The following is an 18,606-nucleotide window of genomic DNA, read 5'->3' on the forward strand; positions in this document are numbered from 1 at the left end:
GCTCATGCGCTACAACCGCATGATGTACGGTCCCACGGCGAAGGAGATGAAGCCCGCCGTGAAGAAGGTCAACTTCGGGGCGGCCTACCTGGATCACCCGAAGTTCCAGAGCCTGATGACCGCCTTCAAGCGGGGCACGGCCTTCAAGTTCGAGGTCACGGACAAGGGCAAGACCTACACCATCGCCACGGATGGAACGGACATCCTGTTCAACGGGAAGACCATCTTCTATTCCCGCCCCATGAACAAGTACGAGGACCACCTGCTTCTCGACCGCGTCTCCATGACCCAGTACCAGACGACGGATGCGCTCATCCACCTGGCCTTCGCCGTGCTGCGCAGCCTCCCGGAGCTCGCCGGGCATTCGCTGGTCTACATGCAGCACCAGTTCTACTACGGCGCGGAGCCCCTGGAGGATGGCGTGGCCCAGCAGGGTCCCAACCTCCTGCTCGGCTCCTACCGACACAACAAGGTCCCGGAGAAGACCCGGGGCTAGACACCGGCCGAGCGGCTCAGTTCTGGATGTAGTGCACCAGCTGATCGATGGTGAACCGCTGGTCGGAGATGGTTTCCTTCACCAGGTCGCCGATGGAGAGGATGCCCAGCACCTCGTTGTCCTCCGAAAGGACCGGCAGGTGGCGGATGTGCTTGCCCGTCATGAGGGCCATGCACTCCTCTACGGTCTCCCCCAGGGTCACGCAGCTCACCCGCTCGCTCATGATCTCCCGCACGAGGGTGTCCTTCGAGGACTTGCCCTTGAGGATGATCTTCCGCGCGTAGTCCCGCTCCGAGAAGATTCCCACCAGGCGACCTCCTTCCAGCACCAGCAGGGCGCCGATGTCGTGCTGGGCCAGCAGGGTCAGGGCGGTGAACACCGTGTCGTCGGGGCCTACCGACACCAGGGCCTTCTTGCCTTGGATCAACTGGGCGAGTGGTCGCATGCGTGCCTCCCGGCGCCGGACTGGATGGAATGGATGGCCCTGACTATACGGCCAAGGAGGGCCCAATGGGACCCTCCGGTTCCGGGAATTCGTGATCCTTGGCGTGGATTTTCCCGGGACAAGGCATTTATGATGCATGGGTCAGCTTTTTGAAAGCCTGCCCGGACCTGCGCTCAGGGCCGCGAAATGCCTCCAAGGATCGCCCATGTCCCTCCCCCGGAAACTCAAGGATCACGCCGCCCGCCAAGCCGAAGCCAAGGAGCCCCATCCGGAGGCGGCCCGGAAGCAGGCTGCCCAGGGCAAGCTCCTGGCCCGGGAGCGCATCACCGCCATCCTCGATCCCGATTCCTTCCATGAGTACGACCTCTTCGTGGAACACAAGTGCTCCGACTTCGGCATGGCGAAAAAGCAGCTGCCCGGGGACGGCGTCATCACCGGCACGGGCACCATCGCGGGCCACCCGGTGGCCATCTACGCCCAGGACTTCACCGTGGCCGGGGGCAGCCTGGGCCTGGCCCACGCCCGCAAGATCACCAAGATCATGGACCACGCCATCAAGCTGGGCATCCCCCTCATCGGCATCAACGATTCCGGCGGGGCCCGCATCCAGGAGGGAGTGAACTCCCTGGCGGGCTATGGCGAGATCTTCTACCGCAACACCCTGGCCTCGGGCGTCATCCCCCAGATCTCCATCATCCTGGGCCCCTGCGCGGGCGGAGCGGTGTACTCCCCGGCCCTCACCGACTTCGTCTTCGTGGTGGACAAGATCTCCAAGATGTTCATCACGGGCCCGGAGGTCATCAAGACCGTGCTGGGCGAGGAGATCTCCATGGAGGACCTAGGCGGGGCCCGGGTGCAGTCCGAGATCTCGGGCAATGCCCATTTCTATGCGGAAAGCGAGGCCACGTGCTTCGAGCAGGTGAAGCGCCTGGTCACCTTCATCCCCTGGAACAACCGCAAGAAGGCTGACCCCTTCAACACCAGCCCCTCCCGCACCGAGGAGGACCTGGAGCGCATCATCCCCTCCGAGGCCCACCGGCCCTACGATGTGCGCGACGTGCTGCGGGCCGTCTGCGACGGCTCGGACTTCATGGAGGTCCAGGCCCTCTGGGCCGCCAACGTCGTGGTGGGCTTCGCCCGGATGAACGGCCGCACCGTGGGCATGGTGGCCAACCAGCCCGCCGTGCTGGCCGGCGTCCTCGATGTGGACAGCTCGGACAAGGCCGCGAGGTTCATCCGCTTCTGTGACGCCTTCAACATTCCCCTGGTGACCTTCGTGGACCTGCCGGGCTACCTGCCGGGCGTGGACCAGGAGCACGCCGGGGTCATCCGCCACGGCGCCAAGCTGCTCTACGCCTACAGCGAGGCCACCGTCCCCAAGATCACGGTCATCCTGCGCAAGGCCTACGGAGGCGGCTACATTGCCATGTGCTCCCGCCACCTGGGCGCCGACTTCGTCTTCGCCTGGCCCTGCGCCGAGATCGCCGTCATGGGCCCCGAGGGCGCCGCCAACATCATCTTCAAGGGCGAGATCGCCGCCGCGGCCGATCCCGAGGCCTTCCGGAAGCAGAAGGTCCAGGAATACACCGAGAAATTCGCCAGCCCCTACGTCGCCGCGGCCAATGGGCATGTGGATGCGGTCATCGCCCCCCGGCAGACCCGCGACTTCCTGCTCCACGCCCTGGCGATCTCCGAGCAGAAGGACGAGCCGCGGCCCGCCCGGAAGCACGGCGTGCCCCCCTTCTGAGCGAGCCTCCATGACCACGCGCCAGACCCTCACCCTGAACGACACCGTCTACGAAACGGCCCACACCCGGAAGTACACCCTCCGGAAGGCCTACGCACCCAGGGACCCGGGCCGGATCACGGCCTTCATCCCCGGCCTCGTCCTGGAAGTCCTCGTGAAGCCCGGGGACCTCGTGCGCCGCGGCCAGAGCCTTCTCGTCCTCGAGGCCATGAAGATGCAGAATCACGTGGCGGCCCCCTTGGACGGCACCGTGCTCGACGTGACCGCGGCCCCCGGCGCGACCGTGGCCAAGGGGCAGCTGCTGGTGACCCTCCGGACGGGCTCTGACACTCTGTAAACCGGGGTTCGGGCCGGCGCCTTCCGGACCGCCGTCACCCCGGGGGGCGGCTACCCTGGGGCCTGGATTCGCTTCGGAGGACCCCATGGCCGTCAACCTCAAGGGACGCAGCTTTCTCACGCTGATGGACTTCACCCCCCTGGAGGTGCGCTACCTCCTGGACCTCTCCCGGGACCTGAAGGCCAAGAAGCGCATGGGGCTCCACGGCGAGGCCCTGAAGGGCAAGAACATCGTGCTGCTCTTCGAGAAGACCAGCACCCGCACCCGCTGCGCCTTCGAGGTCGGCGCCCTCGAGGAAGGCGCCCACGTGACCTTCCTGGACAGCGCCAGCTCTCAGGTCGGCAAGAAAGAGAGCATCGAGGACAGCGCCAAGGTGCTGGGCCGCTTCTACGACGGCATCGAGTACCGCGGCTACAAACAGGAAGTGGTGGAGGCCCTGGCCCAGCACAGCGGCGTGCCCGTGTGGAACGGCCTCACGGACACCGACCACCCCACCCAGATCCTGGCGGACTTCCTCACCATCGAGGAGCACGTGGCCAAGCCCCTGAACAAGGTGAAGCTGGTATTTTGCGGCGACATCCGCAACAACATGAGCTACGCCCTGATGTACGGCGCCGCCAAGACCGGCATGCACATGGTGGCCCTGGGGCCGAAAGACCTCGCCCCCGATCCCGCCGTGCTGGCCGCCGCCCGCAAGGCCGCCGAGGAGACCGGCGCCACCATCGAGGTCACCGATGACGTCGCCGCCGCCGTCAAGGACGCCGATGTGCTCTACACCGATGTCTGGGCCAGCATGGGCGAGGAGGACCAGATCCCCCAGCGCGTGAAACTGCTCACGCCCTTCAAGGTCACGATGGAGATGGTGCAGAAGACCGGCAACCCGGACGTGAAGTTCCTCCACTGCCTGCCCGCATTCCACGACTTCGAGACCAAGCTGGCCAAGGAGCAGAAGGCTCTCGGCCACGACATCCGCGAGGTGACGGACGAGGTCTTCCGGTCCCGCCACAGCGTGGTTTTCGACGAAGCCGAGAATCGCATGCACACCATCAAGGCCGTCATGGTGGCGACCATCGGGTAGGGGACGACCCAGCCCCATCGGTTGTTTCACCGCAGAGAACGCAGAGAAGGTTTTTCTCCGCGTTCTCTGCGGTTGGCGTTTGAAGGTGTTGCCGCGGACCACCCGGTGCTATGGTGGGACCACCCATTCCACGGAGGTCCCCATGCGCGCAGCCCGGCTGTTCATCGTACCTGTACTCGCGGCTCTGTCTCTGGCGGCCCAGGAGCCTCCCCTCTCCGGCGCCTGGACCCAGACCAAGGCCGATGACATCGCCGCGGCCATCGACGCCACGGTGAAGGAGATGGCCTTCTACAAGCGACCCATCGCCCGCGGGCGGCTCAGGAAGCTGAACCCCGCCTACCGGAAGGTCACCATCACCATCACCGACAAGGGCGTGGCCGTGAAGCTGGACGACCGGGCCCCCATCCTCATGCCCGCCGGCGGCAAGGCCGCGCCCTGGACCCGCGAGGACGGCGAGAAGTTCATGGTGGCCGCCCAGGTGGGCAAGGACCAGCTCGTCCAGACCTTCAAGAACGAGGACGGCGAGCGCACCAACTTCTTCAAGCTGAGCCCCGACGGCAAGGCGCTGACCCTCACCGCCACGGTGAAGAGCCCCCAGCTGCCGAAGCCGCTGACCTATTCGATCCATTTCGGCCGCTAGGCGCCGTTCGACGGCCCGGGCGGCCTGCGGAGGTGGCGCATGACACGCACCGCGCCGTACGCCGTGGCTTCCGTGATCATCCTCCTGGCCTCGTGCCGTCCCCCGGCGCTGGCCCCGTCCGCCCCCGACACGCCGGACACCCGGCTCGTACTCAGCTTCCTGGAGGCCTACGGCCGCCGGGATCTCGAGGGGATGATGCGGTGCCTGACCGAGGACGCCGTCTTCCGGGGATCCGGCGGAATCCTTTCGAAGCCACAGATCCGGGCCTTCTTCCAGACCACCTTCCGCAAGCACCCCGACCTCCGCGTGGAGGTCGGGACGTTGGCGGTGGTCCAGGGCTCGATCCAGGCCCGGGTCAAGGTCCAGACCGATGCCATCTGGTCTGACACCTGGATCTTCGAGATGCGGGACCACAGGATCCGCGCCTATTCGCTCGCCTCAGGAACACGCTAGGTTCCCCGCACGGTCCCAGCGGCCCCTGACAAGCTCACTTCGTGAGCGTCACGGCCTCCAGCTCCCGCCCTTCGGCATCCAGTTGCCGCAGCCTCAACTCGCGGCCGTCCACGTCCAGCACCGTGAAGGAATGCCGGTCGGAGACGAAGGCGCGGGTCCAGGGCTGCCAGCTGGCGCGGACATCCGTCTGCCAGCGGTCGTAGAGCTCGGCCCCGCCGGCGCCCGTGACGATGTGGACGACGCCCTTCGCCCGGGTGACCGTCTTGCCGTCGAAGGCCTCGTCGACGGTGAAGGTGCCCTCCACCGGCCTGCCCCGGGGCCCCACCTTCGTGGGCGTGAAGCGGAGGGGAGCCGTGCGCTGGTAGTTGTGGACATGGCCGGCCAGCACCAGGTCCACGCCGTACTTCTCGAGGAGGGGGCTGATGGGGCGCATCCACTGGTCATCCATGTGGCTGCGGGAGCTCTGGAACAGGGGGTGGTGGAGGGCCACGATGCGCCAGGTGGCCGCCTTCGCGGCCTTCAGGTCGGCCTCCAGCCAGGCCCTCAGGACCGGGCTCGTCCAATCCGCGTAGGCGTTGGAATCCAATACGGTCCAGTGGACCTTGCCGTAGTCGAAGCTGTAGCTGGCCATGCGGGGAAAGGCCGGGCCCGCGGCAGCCACCATGGCATCGTGCACGCCGGCCACGACGGGCGCGGCGTTCGGCCCGCCGGGCTCCAGGGCGGGCCCGTTCAGGGGCAGGGACCAGTAGGCGAAATAGGCGGCCGCATCCGGAGCGCGGCGGAACGGCACGTCGTGATTGCCGGGCAGGCCCAGGAACGGCACCTCCGCCATGAGCGGGCGGGAGCCGCCGTTGTAGACCGGGAAGAAGCGTTGGCGGTACTCGGAGGCCAGGCCCATGCCATAGACCAGGTCCCCGACAAGGAGGACTGCGTCCGGATGCGCGCCGGCCACGGCCTGCGCGAGGGCCGCCTGTTCCCGCGACCCGTCCGCCGCATCCCCGAACACCACCATCCGATGGGCGTCAGGCTTGCGCACTTGCGCCTGAGCCTCGAACACCACCGCGCCATCCCGCTTCACCCGATAGGGCACGCGGGCCCCCGGCGGCAGGTCCTTCAGGGTGGCCCGGTAGATGCGGTGGGGCGGCAGAGGCGGCGCATCCAGCCGGCGGAAGGCGGGCCGCAGGGGCTTCCAGCGGTCGCCGACCTTCACCTCCACGCGCCAGGCGGCGTCACGATCCTCGGTCTGCCACAACAGATCCAGCCGGTCCACGGCCGCCGCCTTCGGAGCATCGCCCAGCTGCAGGTAGGGCTGCACCAGGAAGACCTCCTGGGCCCGGAGGAGCGAGGCGAGCAGGAGGAGGATGGAGAGGCGCATCCTTCCAGGGTAGGTGGTCCTCCCAGGAGGCTCCAGACGATCCGGGCCTTGCCTGTGCCCAGGAAGGCCTTATGCTCCAAGCGCCGGCCGTCCTCGCCTGGCTGTCCCGCCACTGGAGGTCGTATGCCCAAGCCCCTGGCGTCCCTCGTCCCGAGCATCGAGAAGCGGGAATGCACGTGGACCGAGCTGCAGGAGCGGCTCGCGCGCTCCCATCAAAGGCGGAACCTGCCCACCATCACCATCTCCAGGGAGTTCGGCTGCCAGGGCTATCCCCTGGCCCTCCACCTGAAAACCCTCCTCGACGAGGTGACAGGCCTGCCCTGGACCATCTTCGACAAGGCGCTGGTGGATCAGGTGGCCTCCGACGAAAAGCTCTCCCGGGAGCTCCTGGCCCACCTCGGGAACGAAAGCCACGCCCAGGATGTCCTCCGGACGCATTTCGGCTTCCTCACCCACGATGACGCCTACGCCAAGGTGGTGCAGCACCTGGTCCCCATCGCCATGGCCGGGGGTGCGATCATCGTCGGCCGGGGCGGGGCTGTCGTCTGCCAGGACATGAAGAACTGCTTCCATTTCCGCCTGGTGGGCAGCTTCGAGTTCCGCGTCCGATCCATCGCGCGCCGCCTCGAGATGCCCATGGAGGACGCCGGGGACGTGGTCCGGGTCCAGTCCAAGCTGCGAGAGAAGTTCATCAGCGAGTGCCTGCACACGGACATCACCTCCTTCCACTGGTACGACGCCGTCTTCAACAACGGACGACAGCGGGTGGAAAGCGTCGCCCAGGCGTGCCTCCGGCTTGTCGAATGCGGCTGGCCTGATCTGAAGGGCGGCTACAAGGCCGGCCCCGCGCACCCGACCCTGGTCGGCTCCTGAGTGGCGCGACCTTTCCCGAACAAGGAACCGGGCGCCGTCGGCGCCCGGTTCTGCGGAACGGAAGGATGGCCGCTAGTGCGCGCCCACCGCGGTCAGCAGCCGCGAGCCCTGGGCGTAGCAGGTCTTGTGGGTGATGTGATGCTCGAACTCGTGGCGGAACTTCTGGAGGGCGGAGTCCATGGGGCCGCAGGCGGCGTCGCCGAGGGGGCAGAGGGTCCGCAGGCCGATGCGGGGTGTGAGGCTGGCCAGCAGGTCCAGGTCCTCCATGCGGCCTTCGCCGTGCTCGATGCGGTGGAGCACCATCTCCATCCAGTTGCAGCCTTCGCGGCAGGGCGTGCACTGGCCGCAGCTCTCGTGGGCGTAGAAGCGGATGAGGCGCAGGGTGGCCTGCACCATGCAGGTGTCCTCGTCCATGCAGATGAGGCCGCCGGAGCCGGCCATGGAGCCGCGGGCCTTCACGGTGTCGAAGTCCAGCGGGCAGTCGAAGTCCTTCTCGTCGAACATGGGGGCGCTGGCACCGCCGGGGATGATCGCCTTGATCTTCTTGCCGGTGCTGGAGCCGCCCGCCAGTTCGTTCACGACGAAGTCCATGGGCGTGCCCAGGGGCAGCTCGAAGAGGCCCGGGCGCTTCACGTGGCCGCTGACGCCGAAGATGCGGGTGCCCGTGTTCTTGGGGGTGCCCAGCTTGGCGTACTCGGCGCCGCCCATGCGGAGGATGGGGGGCACGGCCGCGAGCGTCTCCACGTTGTTCACGGTGGTGGGCTGGCCGAAGGCGCCCTTGGCCGCCGGGAAGGGCGGCTTCACGCGGGGCTCGCCGCGGCGGCCTTCCAGCGAGTTCAGCAGGGCCGTCTCCTCGCCGCAGATGTAGGCGCCGGCGCCGCGGTAGACGAGGATGTCGTAGTCCCAGCCCGTGCCCAGGATGTTCTTGCCGAGGTAGCCGGCATCGCGGGCCTGCTGGATGGCGGCCTCCAGCTTCTCGATGAGCCAGAGGAACTCGCCGCGGATGTAGACGAAGCCCAGCTTGCACTGCATGGCCCAGCCGCCGATGATCATGCCCTCGATGAGCTGGTGCGGGTTGTACTCGAGGATGGCGCGGTCCTTGAAGGTGCCGGGCTCGCCCTCGTCGCCGTTGCAGACGAGGTAGCGCGTGAACTTCCGCTCGGGCGTGTCCTTGGGCATGAAGGACCACTTCAGGCCGCAGGGGAAGCCCGCGCCGCCGCGGCCGCGGATGCCGGAGGTCTTCATTTCCTCGACCACGGCCACCGGCTCCATTTTCAGCGCGGCCTTCAGGGCCACGTAGCCCTCGTGCTTCTGCTCGTAGACCTTGAGGTGCCAGTTGTCCAGGTCCCCCGCCCCGCGGAGCATCAGGTTCGGGTACTTCTCCGTGCCGAAGCCGGGGAAGGTGTAGATCTGGGGATCGGGCTTGGTGCGAATGGCGGCCATGTCTGTGTCTCCGCTCAGTGGGCCCAAGGCCGGTAATCGCCCCGCTTGCAGGCTTCCATCACCTCGAGGAGCTTCTTCTCGTCCACGAACTCGTCGTAGACATCGTGGTTCACCTGCACGCAGGGGCCGCTTCCGCAGCCGGCGAGGCACTCGACCTCCTCCACGCTCCACATGCCGTCGGCGCTGGGGCCCTGGCCGGGCTTCACGCCGGTCTTCTCGCAGACCTTCTCCAGCAGCTGGGCGGCGCCGCGCAGGGCGCAGCTGATGTTGGTGCAGACCTGGAGGTGGAACTGACCCACCGGGGCCTTCTGGTACATCGTGTAGAACGTGGCGACGCCGAAGACGTGGCCCTCGGGGATGCCGATGGCCTTGGCCACGGCCTTCATGGCCGAGAGGCTCACGAAGCCGAACTCGCGCTGGGCGATGTGCAGCGCCGGCAGCGTGGCCGCGAGCTTGTCCGGGAACTTGACCATGAGGGCCTGGATCTCCGCCAGGGCCTCGGGGCTGAATTCCTTCCGTTCGGATTCCGGCAGCCGCTGGCCCGGGGCTAGGGGCTCGTTCGAGGTCTCGGGAGGCAGAGGATGGTTCATGGGCGCGCTCGCATGAACGGCCAGTTTAGCCCAAAGACGCTGGGGGGCACCGGGGTAAACCCCTGTGCCCCCCATCACGAAACGGGACGTCCGGTTACTTCTGGGCGGTCTGGGCGACCTTGCCGGCCTCGGCGTTCAGACTGACGGCGACGGTCTCGCCGATGACGCCGGGGAAGGTCTTGATGCCGTACTCATTGCGGTTGAGGCTGAGGGCGCCGTCGATGAAGCCTGCCACCACGCTGCCGGGCGCCATGCCAGGCTGGGTGCCGGCGTTGGTGATGGGGAAGGTGATGCGCCGAGTCACGCCATGCAGGGTGAAGTCGCCGGTGATCTCCAGCTTGCCCTTGGCCACTTCCTTCACGGAGGTGCTCTTGAAGGTGATGGTGGGGTACTTCGCCACGTCGAAGAAGTCGGGGGACTTCAGGTGCTTGTCGCGGGCCTCGTTGTCCGTGGTCAGGCTGGCGGCGTCGATGGTGACGGCCACGCTGGACTTGCTGATGTCGGCGGTGTCGACCTGGATGGTGCCTTCGAACTTCGTGAAGCGGCCGCTGACCTTGGCGAGCAGGTGGCTGACCTTGAAGCTGACCTCGCTGTGGACCGGGTCGATCTTGTAGGTGTCCTGGCCGGCCAGGGCGGGCACGGCCGCCAGGGCGAGGGTGGCGAGCAGGGTGCGGAAGGGGTGTCGCATGGAGCCTCCAGAAATTAGGTGTTTCACCATGCAATTCAGTCTAGGCGCTTCCAATGAAGTTGCAACACCTTTTTTGGGGGAAATCATGTCAATCTTGGATCAGCCGGAGCAGAACCATGCACATCCAGGAAGAACTCCAGATCACCAAGCCCCTCGAGCCGGGCCACGAGGTGGCCCTGGCGATCCTCCTGACCCGGGAGTATGTCGCGCGGCTCTTCGACCAGGCGCTCTATGAGCCCGAGGACCTCTCCGACCAGCAGTTCAACGTCCTGCGCATCCTCAAGGGGGGCGGGAAGGACGGCTACCTGGTGAAGGACATCCGCTGCCGGATGATCTACCGCTTCGCGGACGTGCCCCGCCTGGTGAACCGCCTGGAGGCCCGGGGCCTGGTGAAGCGCTGCGAGAATCCCTCCGACCGCCGGGGCAGCCGGGTGCAGATCACGGCCAAGGGCCTGGCCCTGGAGGCCCGCATGCACGACTGCCATCAGGCACTCTGCCAGCAGGTGGACCGCTGCCTCTCCGTGGAGGAGCGCAACCAGCTCCTGGCCATGCTGGAGCGCCTGCGGGACGACTACCGGGCCCAGCTGGAGGCCCTGGGCAAGTAATCTGCGGGCGGCGCGTCAGCGGTCGAGCCCGCCGGCGATGATGCTCACTCGGCGCGTCAGCGGTCGAGCTCGCCAGCGATGATGTTCATGGCGCCGAGGACGGCGACGGCGTCGGCGATCAGGCAGCCCTTCACCTGCTCCTCGAAGCTGCTGAAGATGGGCAGACAGGGCGGACGGACCCGGATGCGGTAGGGGTTCTTGCCACCGTCGCTCACGAGGTAGAAGCCCAGCTCGCCGTTGGCCGCCTCGGTGGCGCTGTAGACCTCGCCCACGGGCATGTCGATGCCGTGCATGATGAGCTTGAAGTGGTGGATGAGGCTCTCCATCCGCGTGTAGACCTTCTCCTTGGGCGGCAGGGCCACCTTGTAGTCGTCCACGATGACGGGGCCGGGCTCCAGGCGGTCCAGCACCTGGCGGATGATGCGCAGGCTCTGGCGCATCTCCTCGATGCGAACCAGGTAGCGGTCGAACACGTCGCCGGTGGTGCCCACGGGGATGTCGAAGTCGTAGGTCTCGTAGCCCAGGTAGGGCTGGGCCTTGCGGAGGTCCTGGGGCACGCCGGCGGCGCGCAGGCAGGGGCCCGTGTAGCCGCTGTTCACGGCGTCTTCGGGGCTGATGGCGCCGATGCCCTTGGTGCGGTTGTACCAGATGGGGTTGTGGGTCAGGAGACGCTCGCACTCGTCCACGGCCGCCTCGCATTCCACGAGGAACCGCTCGGTCAGGGGCACGAAGCCCTCTGGGATGTCGCGGAAGAGGCCGCCGATGCGGGTGAAGCTGGTGTGCAGGCGCTGGCCGGCGGCCATCTCGAAGAGGTCGTAGACGGTCTCGCGCTGCTTGAAGAGGTAGAGGAAGGCGGTGAAGGCGCCGATGTCCACGGCGTTCACGCCCACGCAGACGATGTGGTCGGCGATGCGGGCCAGCTCGGAGACCAGCACGCGGATCTGCTGGGCCCGCTTGGGGATCTCGATGCCGAGCAGCTTCTCCACGGCGCAGGCGTAGCCCACGTTGTTCATGATGGAGCTGCAGTAGTTCAGGCGGTCGGTGAGCGGAATGAACTGCTGGTAGCTGAGGCTCTCGCCCAGCTTCTCCACGCCGCGGTGCAGGTAGCCCATCTCCGGGGTGGCCCGGATGATGGTCTCGCCTTCGAGCTCGAGGACGATGCGCAGGGTGCCGTGGGTGGTGGGGTGCGAGGGCCCGAAGTTGACGATCATGTGATCGCCGTCGAGCATCTGGCGGGAGAGGGCGATGGAATCCATGGTCATAGCGTCCTCAGCCCCTGGCCCGTTCGCCGTTGTTGTAGGGAGCGGTGCAGCCTTCCATGCAGAAGGGATCGCCGCCATCCAGGGGGAAGTCCTTCCGGAGCGCGTGCCCCTGGAAGTCGTCCCAGGTGAGCAGGCGCTTCAGGTTCGGGTGGCCCTCGAAGCGGATGCCGAAGAGGTCGAAGACCTCGCGCTCGAACCAGTCGGCGGTCTTGAAGCGGCCGGTCAGGGTGGGCACGGTCTCGCCGTCGGCCACGGGCACCTTCACCCTCAGGCGCTCCTGGCTGGCGAGGTTCAGCCAGTGGTAGACCACGTCGAACCGTTGCTCACGCTCCGGCCAGTCCACGGCGGTGATGTCCACCAGCAGCTGGAAGCCCTCCCGGTGGATCAGGTCCACCAGGGGCAGCAGGTTCTCCTTCGCGACGACCACGGTCTGGTCGCCCCGGAAGTCATGGCGGTCGGTGATGGCGCCCGGCAGCTGTGCGTCGATGTGCTCGATGATCATGGTCTTCCCCAGGCTAGAAGATCGTGCCCGCGCCGCGCTCCGCGGCGTCCAGCAGCATCTCGCGGATGGTCTGCTGGCCCGTGAGGCCCTTTTCCGCCTGGAGCGCGTCCTGCCGTGCCAGGCTTTCGTAGAACCGCGCGATGTGGTCCTTGCGCATGGAGAGGGATTCCTTCTCGATCTTCTCCTGCAGCTTCATCACGCCGTAGAGCATGCTCTCGGGCCGGGGCGGGCAGCCTGGCACGTAGACGTCCACGGGAATCACCCGGTCCACGCCCTGGAGTGTGGCGTAGGTGCGGTACATGCCACCGGAGCTGGCGCAGACACCGAAGGAGATCACCCACTTGGGCTCGGCCATCTGGGCGTAAATGGTGCGCAGCACCGGCGCCATCTTGTTGGTGACGGTGCCGAGGATCATCATCATGTCGCTCTGGCGGGGGCTGAAGCGCATGGCCTCGGCGCCGAAGCGGCTCATGTCGTACTTGGAGGCCTGCATGCTCATGAACTCGATGGCGCAGCAGGCGGTGCCGAAAGGCATGGGCCAGAGGCTGTTCTTGCGGCCCCAGTTGACGACCGCGTCCAGGCGGGTGGTCACCACCGCGTCGTTGAGGTTCATCTCGGCCATGGTCAGTGCTCCCACTCGAAGGCGCCCTTGCCCCAGGCGTAGATGAAGCCCACGAGCAGGGTGGCCATGAAGCTCAACATGGGGACGAAGGTCCAAAGCGCCTTTTTGAAGTTCACGGCCCAGGGCAGGAGGAAGGCGGCTTCCACGTCGAACAGGATGAACAGCATGGCCGTGAGGTAGAACCGCACGGAATACTTGTGCCGCGCCCCGGGCTGCTGGATGGGCACGCCGCACTCGTAGGGCCGCAGCTTGGCCTCCTGCGGGTTGCGGGGCTTGAGCAGGGCCAGCGCCTTGCCCGACAGGAAGAGGATGGCGACGGCCGTCACGGCGGCGACCAGCAGCAGGATCAGGACCGGCAGGAAGGGCGATGCGGGATGGGCCATGGCGCTCTCGGGCGGAGGGTTCCGCGAGGATCCAGCTTAGCGCCCTTTGCGGATCCCGAAACCGTGCCAATATCACAACCCCACCGGGCCCCCGGGTTGAGGATAGAATCACCACTTCCACTGATCTGCCGGGATTGTCATGAGCGACCTCAAGCTGCGCGTCAAAGAGATGATCATCGAGCGCCTGAAGCTTGAGGGCCTGACCCCGGACCAGATCGAGGACCAGGCCCCCCTCTTCGGAGAAGGGCTGGGGCTCGACTCCATCGACGCCCTGGAACTCGTGCTGGGCATCGAGCAGGTGTTCGGGGTGAAGATCGAGGACGAGGCCGCGGGCATGCGGGCGTTCAAGTCCGTCCAGGCCCTCACGGACTTCATCGCCGAGCACGCCAAAGCCTGACGTCCCGCCCATGGACATCCTGGCCCACCTCCCGCATCGCGCGCCCCTGCTCCTCGTGGACCGGCTGCTGGAGCGGGAGCCGGGCCTGCGGGTGGTGGCCGAGAAGCTCGTCACGGCCGGTGAGCCCTACCTCCTGGACCACCCCGCCGGGGGTGCCCAGGTCCCCGGCCCCCTGCTGCTCGAGATGCTGGCCCAGGCCGGCGGCTTCCTGGAGGCGGAAACCCTCCACGGGGCTTCCATCTTCCTGGCGGGCGTGCGGGACGCCCGGTTCCACGCCCCGGCCGTTCCCGGAGACCGGCTGCGCCTGGAGGTGGCCGCGGAAGGCGCCTTCGCGGGGCTGATGCGCCTTCAATGCGCCGCGACCTGCGAAGGGCGAGACCTCTGCACTGCGACCCTGCTGGTGAAGCGCCTATGAACCGCGTGGCGGTCACGGGCCTCGGCATCGTGAGTTCGCTGGCCCTGGACCGCGAAGGCACCTGGTCCGCCATGCTCGCCGGACGGGACGGCCTGGGACCCCTCTCCCGCCTGGACCTGCCGGCGGAACCGGCCCAGGTCGCCGGCCAGGTGGCCCTGGAACCCCTTCGGCACCAGACCCTGTGCGAGGTCGCCGCCCTGAGGGCCCTGGTGGAGGCGCTCGGCGGCTTCCAGCCCAGCGGCGATCCAGCCCGTATCGGCGTCTTCCAGGGCGCGGGCACCAGCGGCCTGCCCGTGGCCGAGGTTTACCTGGAGGATCGCCTGGCCGGGCATCGCGGCCGGGCCGCGGAGCCCGCCTACCAGAGCCCCTGCACCGTCACGGACGCCCTCGCCCGGGTGCTCGGCGCCGAAGGCCCCCGCGCCACCGTCATGAACGCGTGCTCTTCGAGCCTCCTGGCTCTGGGCCAGGCCTGGGAGCGCCTGGCCGCCGGGGAGCTGGACCTGGCCGTGGCCGGGGGTGCCGAGGGCCTCTGCCGCACCACCTATGCGGGCTTCTCCAGCCTCAAGGCCGTGGATGCCCGGAAATGCCGTCCCTTCAGCCGGGATCGGGCGGGCCTCAACCTGGGCGAGGGCGCCGTGCAGATCCTGCTGGAGCCCCTGGACCGGGCCCTGGCCCGGGGCGCCACCATCTACGCCGAGGTGCTGGGCTACGGCGCCAGCATGGACGCCCACCATGCCACGGCGCCCCATCCCGAGGGCGAAGGCGCGGCCCGGGCCATGGCCATGGCCCTCCGCACGGGCCGGCTGGATCCCGCCGAGGTGGACCTGGTCTCCGCCCACGGCACGGCCACCCCCGCCAACGACGGCGCCGAGTGCCTGGCCATCCGCCGGGCCCTGGGCGCGGCCGCCGACGCCGTCTCCGTCACCAGCACCAAGAGCCAGTTCGGCCATACCCTGGGCGCCGCCGGAGCCTTCGGGGCCGCCGCCGCCATCCTGGCCCTGCGCGACCAGGCGGTGAGCCCCACCCTGCGGCTGGAGGACCCGGACCCCGCCTGCGACCTGGATTGCACGCCCCTGGTGGCGAAGCAGCGCCGGCTCCGCGCGGCGCTGGTGAATGCCTTCGCCTTCGGGGGCAACAACGTGAGCTTGGCCCTGCGCCGCTGGAGCGGGGCATGAGCGGCGACCTCGTCATCACCGGCCTGGGCCTGGTGCTGCCCTGCGGGGACGGCATCGAGGCCGCGGGGTCCTGTCTCGCCTCGGGGCAGCCCTGTTTCGCGGATCTGCCGGAAACGCTGGGCCAGGGCCGGGGCGCCGCCTGCGCCGCGTTCAACCCCGCCGGCATCATCCCACCCATGCAGCTGCGGCGCCTGGATCGCGTCTCGCGATTCGCCTGGGTAGCAGCGCACCAGGCCTTCCAGGATGCGGGCCTGGATCCGAAGCCGGTGGGCGACCGCATCGCCGTGGCTGTGGGCACCATGACCGGCGGCAGCGAGGCCAGCGAAGCCTTCATGCGGCCCTACCTCCAGCGCGGACCCGATGGGGCCTCGCCCCTGCTCTTCCCCAACACGGTGGCCAACGCCGCCAGCGGCCACCTGGCCCTGGCCTTCGGCCTCAAGGGCCCCAGCGCCACCTTCGTGGACCGGGAGAGCGCCGCCCTCGCGGCCCTGGAGCAGGCGACCCGCTGGCTGCGCGCCGGCCTGGCGGACGCCGCGCTGGTCCTGGGGGCGGATGGCCTCTTCCCCCTGCTCCTCGACATCTGCGCCGGCGCCCGCCTGCTGGCCCGGCACGGCCGCCCCGAGGTGGGCTCAGACCGGGGTTTCCTGCCGGGCGAAGGGGCCCAGGCCTTCCTGCTGGAGACCCGGGAACGCGCCGAAGCCCGGGGCGCCCGCCCCCGGGCCCGCCTGCGCGCCGTGACCTCGCGGTCCGCGCCTGGAGCCGGAATCGAGATCCGGGCGCGGGCCTTGGCCGAGGCATCGATAGAGGCCCTTGGCGAGGCCGCTCCGACCAGATGGATCGGCGGCAGCAACGGTCTGGGCCGGCTCGACGCCCTGGAGGCCCGTCTGGCCGCCGCCCATCCGGACTGGCCCGCGGCCCGCTTCCCCAAGGCCCTCTGGGGCGAGTTCGGCGGCTCCGGCGGCCAGCTGCTGGCGGCGGCGCTGCTGGAACCCGCGGAACGCGCCCTCGTCACCGCCCCCGCCAGTTCGGGTGCCCAGTTCGCGGCGCTGTTCGAAGGCGTTAGGCTGGAACGACGATGACCCAGCGTGACCAGATCAGCATCGGCAGCCAATCCATCCTGTGGGTGGCGGGCGTGGGCGTGGGCCTGGTCACCCTGGCTTTCGTCCTGGGCGTGCAGGTCGGCAAGCAGGGCGCGGCTCTGCGCCGCCCTGCCCAGAAAGGCGTGGAGGAGGAGCTCAAGGACCTTCCCGAGCCGCTGGTCGACCAGCTCAAGATCTTCGAAGGCGACGGCCCGGACAAGCTCGTGGCCACCCCGCGGGTGGATGCCTCCGCTCCCAGACCCGAGCCGAAACCTGAGGCGGCCCCAGCTCGGGAGAGTGCCTGGACCCTCCAGCTCGTGTCCACCTCTGATGCGGCCGAGGCCAAGCGCGTGGCCGACAAGGCCAAGGCCGCCGGCTTCGCCACCACCACCCTCAAGGACAAGGGCCAGCTGAAGGTGCGCCTCGCCAAGTCGGCAGACCGCGCCGCCATCGACAAGACGGCCGAGAGGCTCAAGAAGGCGGGCTTCAAGCCCTTCGCCGTGAAGGCGGAGTAGCCTCCACAGGCTGAACCTTCACGGCTTGGGACCTCAGGGTTTGGGATAGACGCGGATCCCCACCCACTTTTTCAGGATCACCTTGCCCGGCGCGAAGCCGCGGGGCTTGCTGATGTCGGCGATGCGGGCGAGGTGGACCTCCACCTTGCCGCCGTCGCGGGCCTTGCTGTGGTAGGCGGCCAGCTCGGCGGCCCGCTCCAGCACGTGGCGCGGCAGCTCGCTCAGCTTGTCGGGATTGCGGATGACCACGTGGCTGCCGGGCACGCTGGCCACGTGCAGCCAAAAGTCCGTGTTGTCGGCCACCTTGAAGGTGAGCTGGTCGTTCTCCGCATCGCCCTTGCCGATGAGCACCTCGAAGCCGTCCACCATGACGCTGCGGAAGGCCGCGCCCTTGCCGTCCTTTCGTTTCGTCTCCGGTGCGCCCATCCGCTTCGTCCCCTGGCCTTTCGCCGCGTCCTTGCCGCTCCGTTGTCGCGTGGAAGGCGGCTCCGGCGCAAGGCCCGCGGCCTCGGACTCCATCCGCTCCGCCCAGGCCGACCGCTCGCGGGCGAGCTCTGCCTCCAGTTCCCGCACCCGGGCCAGGCCCCGCTCGGCCTTCTTGGCCGCGGCGAACCAGGCCTGGGCGGCATCCTCGGCGAGGCGCCCTTCCGGCAGGGGCACGCGCGTCCCATCCAGCAGCACGGCCTCCCCCGTGGCCCCCTTGAGGCGGTACAGCTCCGCCGCCAGACGCTGGGCCTGGACCTTGAGAGGCAGCACCGCCTCGTGCTTCGTCCGGTCCCGGGCCAGGGCCTGGGCCAGCCGCGCCATACGCGCGACCTCCGCCTGGCGCTTCCGCTCGACCGCCGCCTGGGCCGGGGCCAGGATCAGTTCCTCGGCCCGGGCCGCGGACCAGGCGTGATGCCGGTCCAGCAGGCCCCCTTCGCCCTCCAGGACTTCGGGGATCTCCCCCGCCAGGGCCCGCTCCAGGTCCGCGCCCCACCGGTCTCGCCAGCGACGGAGGGGGGGCGGGTCCTCCTGCGGCTCCGGCGCCGCGGCAGGGAAGGGCGAGCCCAAGCCCAGGCGGGGCATCTGGGTATCCAGACCATCCGCCCGGATGCCGGCCCGGCCGGGGATGGCCTGGAAGGCCAGGCGCACGGTCTCCAGGCGGCCCGTGATGGCCCGGCGCTGGAAGACGAGGCCCAGCCAGCGCTCCCGCGGGTCCCCCTCCACGGCCTTCAGCCTCGCCCCCTGGAGCCAGGGGCCCCAGAGCTTCCCGCTGTCCTTCGGGGCCTCGGCCTGGAGGCGCGCCCAGGCGGGATGGGCCGAGTCCAGCAGCCAGAGCTCGGGCCTGGGCTGGAGCAGCAGCACCCAGCCCTCGGCGGCCTTCCGTCCCGCCCAGCGCAGGCCCAGGGCCCGGTTCGAGGCCCAGACGGCCTCCACAGGCAGCTCCCCCCGTTCCCGGAGCCACGTCCGGCTCAGGGCCAGGATCAGGGGTGCATCCACGGAC

Annotated in this window: 23 protein-coding genes; 13 read left to right on the top strand and 10 right to left on the bottom strand. The window is 68.7% G+C overall.

Annotated elements, in window-relative coordinates; genetic code table 11:
- Positions 1-496 (top strand): hypothetical protein (locus MLJ35_RS15150; protein WP_243383850.1); only part of this gene is annotated, 496 nt, incomplete at its 5' end.
- Between the two features lie 16 nt (positions 497-512).
- On the opposite strand, the gene MLJ35_RS15155 is transcribed toward MLJ35_RS15150, so the two are convergent.
- The gene (locus MLJ35_RS15155; RefSeq protein ID WP_243383851.1) at positions 513-941 is read right to left on the bottom strand and encodes a CBS domain-containing protein; all 429 of its coding nucleotides are present in this window, start codon (positions 939-941) and stop codon (positions 513-515) included.
- Between the two features lie 205 nt (positions 942-1,146).
- Here MLJ35_RS15155 and MLJ35_RS15160 point away from each other — a divergent pair, with 205 nt between their 5' ends.
- The 5 genes from MLJ35_RS15160 (at position 1,147) to MLJ35_RS15180 (ending at position 5,196) form a co-directional block, all read left to right on the top strand.
- The gene (locus MLJ35_RS15160) at positions 1,147-2,688 is read left to right on the top strand and encodes an acyl-CoA carboxylase subunit beta (RefSeq protein WP_243383852.1); all 1,542 of its coding nucleotides are present in this window, start codon (positions 1,147-1,149) and stop codon (positions 2,686-2,688) included.
- 10 nt (positions 2,689-2,698) lie between these two features.
- Entirely contained in the window at positions 2,699-3,025 is a 327-nt protein-coding gene (locus MLJ35_RS15165) for an acyl-CoA carboxylase biotin carboxyl carrier protein subunit (protein WP_243383853.1), read from the top strand.
- 85 nt (positions 3,026-3,110) lie between these two features.
- On the top strand, positions 3,111-4,103 hold the full coding sequence (gene argF / locus MLJ35_RS15170) for an ornithine carbamoyltransferase (RefSeq protein WP_243383854.1): 993 nt from the start codon (positions 3,111-3,113) through the stop codon (positions 4,101-4,103).
- A 142-nt stretch (positions 4,104-4,245) separates the two neighbouring features.
- Positions 4,246-4,743: a hypothetical protein gene (locus MLJ35_RS15175; protein ID WP_243383855.1), complete on the top strand. Its 498-nt coding sequence runs from the start codon at positions 4,246-4,248 to the stop codon at positions 4,741-4,743.
- Between the two features lie 39 nt (positions 4,744-4,782).
- Positions 4,783-5,196, top strand: a complete 414-nt coding sequence (locus MLJ35_RS15180) for a nuclear transport factor 2 family protein (protein ID WP_243383856.1) — start codon at positions 4,783-4,785, stop codon at positions 5,194-5,196.
- A gap of 34 nt (positions 5,197-5,230) precedes the next feature.
- Here MLJ35_RS15180 and MLJ35_RS15185 read toward each other — a convergent pair whose 3' ends face one another.
- Positions 5,231-6,571 (bottom strand): metallophosphoesterase, encoded by a 1,341-nt coding sequence (locus MLJ35_RS15185; protein WP_243383857.1) that lies wholly within the window; start codon positions 6,569-6,571, stop codon positions 5,231-5,233.
- A gap of 123 nt (positions 6,572-6,694) precedes the next feature.
- Here MLJ35_RS15185 and MLJ35_RS15190 point away from each other — a divergent pair, with 123 nt between their 5' ends.
- A complete protein-coding gene (locus MLJ35_RS15190; RefSeq protein WP_243383858.1) occupies positions 6,695-7,444 on the top strand; it encodes a cytidylate kinase-like family protein in 750 nt (249 codons plus the stop codon).
- A 72-nt stretch (positions 7,445-7,516) separates the two neighbouring features.
- On the opposite strand, the gene nuoF is transcribed toward MLJ35_RS15190, so the two are convergent.
- The 3 genes from nuoF to MLJ35_RS15205 all read right to left on the bottom strand — a co-directional run bounded on the left by nuoF (position 7,517) and on the right by MLJ35_RS15205 (position 10,165).
- Complete coding sequence (nuoF, locus tag MLJ35_RS15195; RefSeq protein ID WP_243383859.1) at positions 7,517-8,887, bottom strand: NADH-quinone oxidoreductase subunit NuoF; 1,371 nt, start codon at positions 8,885-8,887, stop codon at positions 7,517-7,519.
- 14 nt (positions 8,888-8,901) lie between these two features.
- Positions 8,902-9,477: an NADH-quinone oxidoreductase subunit NuoE family protein gene (locus MLJ35_RS15200; RefSeq protein ID WP_243383860.1), complete on the bottom strand. Its 576-nt coding sequence runs from the start codon at positions 9,475-9,477 to the stop codon at positions 8,902-8,904.
- 94 nt (positions 9,478-9,571) lie between these two features.
- Positions 9,572-10,165 (bottom strand): YceI family protein, encoded by a 594-nt coding sequence (locus tag MLJ35_RS15205; RefSeq protein WP_243383861.1) that lies wholly within the window; start codon positions 10,163-10,165, stop codon positions 9,572-9,574.
- 116 nt (positions 10,166-10,281) lie between these two features.
- On the opposite strand from MLJ35_RS15205, the gene MLJ35_RS15210 reads away from it, so the two are divergent.
- On the top strand, positions 10,282-10,770 hold the full coding sequence (locus MLJ35_RS15210; RefSeq protein WP_243322770.1) for a MarR family winged helix-turn-helix transcriptional regulator: 489 nt from the start codon (positions 10,282-10,284) through the stop codon (positions 10,768-10,770).
- Between the two features lie 56 nt (positions 10,771-10,826).
- On the opposite strand, the gene nuoD is transcribed toward MLJ35_RS15210, so the two are convergent.
- From nuoD to MLJ35_RS15230, 4 genes are read right to left on the bottom strand one after another with little or no spacing between them, the layout of a single operon-like run.
- Positions 10,827-11,999 (bottom strand): NADH dehydrogenase (quinone) subunit D, encoded by a 1,173-nt coding sequence (gene nuoD / locus MLJ35_RS15215; RefSeq protein WP_347710753.1) that lies wholly within the window; start codon positions 11,997-11,999, stop codon positions 10,827-10,829.
- A gap of 40 nt (positions 12,000-12,039) precedes the next feature.
- Positions 12,040-12,534, bottom strand: coding sequence for an NADH-quinone oxidoreductase subunit C (locus tag MLJ35_RS15220; protein ID WP_243383862.1), 495 nt, complete (start codon positions 12,532-12,534; stop codon positions 12,040-12,042).
- A gap of 13 nt (positions 12,535-12,547) precedes the next feature.
- On the bottom strand, positions 12,548-13,156 hold the full coding sequence (locus MLJ35_RS15225; protein WP_243383863.1) for an NADH-quinone oxidoreductase subunit B: 609 nt from the start codon (positions 13,154-13,156) through the stop codon (positions 12,548-12,550).
- 2 nt (positions 13,157-13,158) lie between these two features.
- Positions 13,159-13,539 (bottom strand): NADH-quinone oxidoreductase subunit A, encoded by a 381-nt coding sequence (locus tag MLJ35_RS15230; RefSeq protein WP_243322762.1) that lies wholly within the window; start codon positions 13,537-13,539, stop codon positions 13,159-13,161.
- Positions 13,540-13,678: 139 nt separating this feature from the next.
- Between MLJ35_RS15230 and MLJ35_RS15235 the strand changes: the two genes are divergently transcribed.
- Genes MLJ35_RS15235 through MLJ35_RS15255 form a run of 5 tightly spaced genes read left to right on the top strand, consistent with a single transcriptional unit; the run spans position 13,679 to position 17,120 of the window.
- A complete protein-coding gene (locus MLJ35_RS15235) occupies positions 13,679-13,936 on the top strand; it encodes a phosphopantetheine-binding protein (protein WP_243295036.1) in 258 nt (85 codons plus the stop codon).
- A gap of 10 nt (positions 13,937-13,946) precedes the next feature.
- Positions 13,947-14,351 (top strand): 3-hydroxyacyl-ACP dehydratase FabZ family protein, encoded by a 405-nt coding sequence (locus MLJ35_RS15240; RefSeq protein ID WP_243383864.1) that lies wholly within the window; start codon positions 13,947-13,949, stop codon positions 14,349-14,351.
- Entirely contained in the window at positions 14,348-15,526 is a 1,179-nt protein-coding gene (locus tag MLJ35_RS15245; RefSeq protein WP_243383865.1) for a beta-ketoacyl-[acyl-carrier-protein] synthase family protein, read from the top strand. The genes MLJ35_RS15240 and MLJ35_RS15245 overlap by 4 nt, the downstream gene beginning before the upstream one ends.
- Positions 15,523-16,605, top strand: coding sequence for a beta-ketoacyl synthase N-terminal-like domain-containing protein (locus tag MLJ35_RS15250; protein ID WP_243383866.1), 1,083 nt, complete (start codon positions 15,523-15,525; stop codon positions 16,603-16,605). The genes MLJ35_RS15245 and MLJ35_RS15250 overlap by 4 nt, the downstream gene beginning before the upstream one ends.
- The gene (locus tag MLJ35_RS15255; RefSeq protein WP_243383867.1) at positions 16,602-17,120 is read left to right on the top strand and encodes an SPOR domain-containing protein; all 519 of its coding nucleotides are present in this window, start codon (positions 16,602-16,604) and stop codon (positions 17,118-17,120) included. The genes MLJ35_RS15250 and MLJ35_RS15255 overlap by 4 nt, the downstream gene beginning before the upstream one ends.
- 33 nt (positions 17,121-17,153) lie before the next feature.
- Here MLJ35_RS15255 and MLJ35_RS16175 read toward each other — a convergent pair whose 3' ends face one another.
- Entirely contained in the window at positions 17,154-18,602 is a 1,449-nt protein-coding gene (locus tag MLJ35_RS16175; protein WP_338028449.1) for an NFACT RNA binding domain-containing protein, read from the bottom strand.
- Between the last annotated feature and the right edge of the window lie 4 nt (positions 18,603-18,606).

This window comes from Geothrix alkalitolerans, from assembly GCF_022808885.1.
Lineage (GTDB): Bacteria > Acidobacteriota > Holophagae > Holophagales > Holophagaceae > Geothrix > Geothrix alkalitolerans.

Bases quoted from the DNA above. Each gene is read 5' to 3' on its own strand.
- MLJ35_RS15155 (WP_243383851.1), bottom strand. From the start codon at position 941: ATGCGACCACTCGCCCAGTTGATCCAAGGCAAGAAGGCCCTGGTGTCG.
- MLJ35_RS15160 (WP_243383852.1), top strand. From the start codon at position 1,147: ATGTCCCTCCCCCGGAAACTCAAGGATCACGCCGCCCGCCAAGCCGAA.
- MLJ35_RS15165 (WP_243383853.1), top strand. From the start codon at position 2,699: ATGACCACGCGCCAGACCCTCACCCTGAACGACACCGTCTACGAAACG.
- argF (WP_243383854.1), top strand. From the start codon at position 3,111: ATGGCCGTCAACCTCAAGGGACGCAGCTTTCTCACGCTGATGGACTTC.
- MLJ35_RS15175 (WP_243383855.1), top strand. From the start codon at position 4,246: ATGCGCGCAGCCCGGCTGTTCATCGTACCTGTACTCGCGGCTCTGTCT.
- MLJ35_RS15180 (WP_243383856.1), top strand. From the start codon at position 4,783: ATGACACGCACCGCGCCGTACGCCGTGGCTTCCGTGATCATCCTCCTG.
- MLJ35_RS15185 (WP_243383857.1), bottom strand. From the start codon at position 6,571: ATGCGCCTCTCCATCCTCCTCCTGCTCGCCTCGCTCCTCCGGGCCCAG.
- MLJ35_RS15190 (WP_243383858.1), top strand. From the start codon at position 6,695: ATGCCCAAGCCCCTGGCGTCCCTCGTCCCGAGCATCGAGAAGCGGGAA.
- nuoF (WP_243383859.1), bottom strand. From the start codon at position 8,887: ATGGCCGCCATTCGCACCAAGCCCGATCCCCAGATCTACACCTTCCCC.
- MLJ35_RS15200 (WP_243383860.1), bottom strand. From the start codon at position 9,477: ATGAACCATCCTCTGCCTCCCGAGACCTCGAACGAGCCCCTAGCCCCG.
- MLJ35_RS15205 (WP_243383861.1), bottom strand. From the start codon at position 10,165: ATGCGACACCCCTTCCGCACCCTGCTCGCCACCCTCGCCCTGGCGGCC.
- MLJ35_RS15210 (WP_243322770.1), top strand. From the start codon at position 10,282: ATGCACATCCAGGAAGAACTCCAGATCACCAAGCCCCTCGAGCCGGGC.
- nuoD (WP_347710753.1), bottom strand. From the start codon at position 11,999: ATGCTCGACGGCGATCACATGATCGTCAACTTCGGGCCCTCGCACCCC.
- MLJ35_RS15220 (WP_243383862.1), bottom strand. From the start codon at position 12,534: ATGATCATCGAGCACATCGACGCACAGCTGCCGGGCGCCATCACCGAC.
- MLJ35_RS15225 (WP_243383863.1), bottom strand. From the start codon at position 13,156: ATGGCCGAGATGAACCTCAACGACGCGGTGGTGACCACCCGCCTGGAC.
- MLJ35_RS15230 (WP_243322762.1), bottom strand. From the start codon at position 13,539: ATGGCCCATCCCGCATCGCCCTTCCTGCCGGTCCTGATCCTGCTGCTG.
- MLJ35_RS15235 (WP_243295036.1), top strand. From the start codon at position 13,679: ATGAGCGACCTCAAGCTGCGCGTCAAAGAGATGATCATCGAGCGCCTG.
- MLJ35_RS15240 (WP_243383864.1), top strand. From the start codon at position 13,947: ATGGACATCCTGGCCCACCTCCCGCATCGCGCGCCCCTGCTCCTCGTG.
- MLJ35_RS15245 (WP_243383865.1), top strand. From the start codon at position 14,348: ATGAACCGCGTGGCGGTCACGGGCCTCGGCATCGTGAGTTCGCTGGCC.
- MLJ35_RS15250 (WP_243383866.1), top strand. From the start codon at position 15,523: ATGAGCGGCGACCTCGTCATCACCGGCCTGGGCCTGGTGCTGCCCTGC.
- MLJ35_RS15255 (WP_243383867.1), top strand. From the start codon at position 16,602: ATGACCCAGCGTGACCAGATCAGCATCGGCAGCCAATCCATCCTGTGG.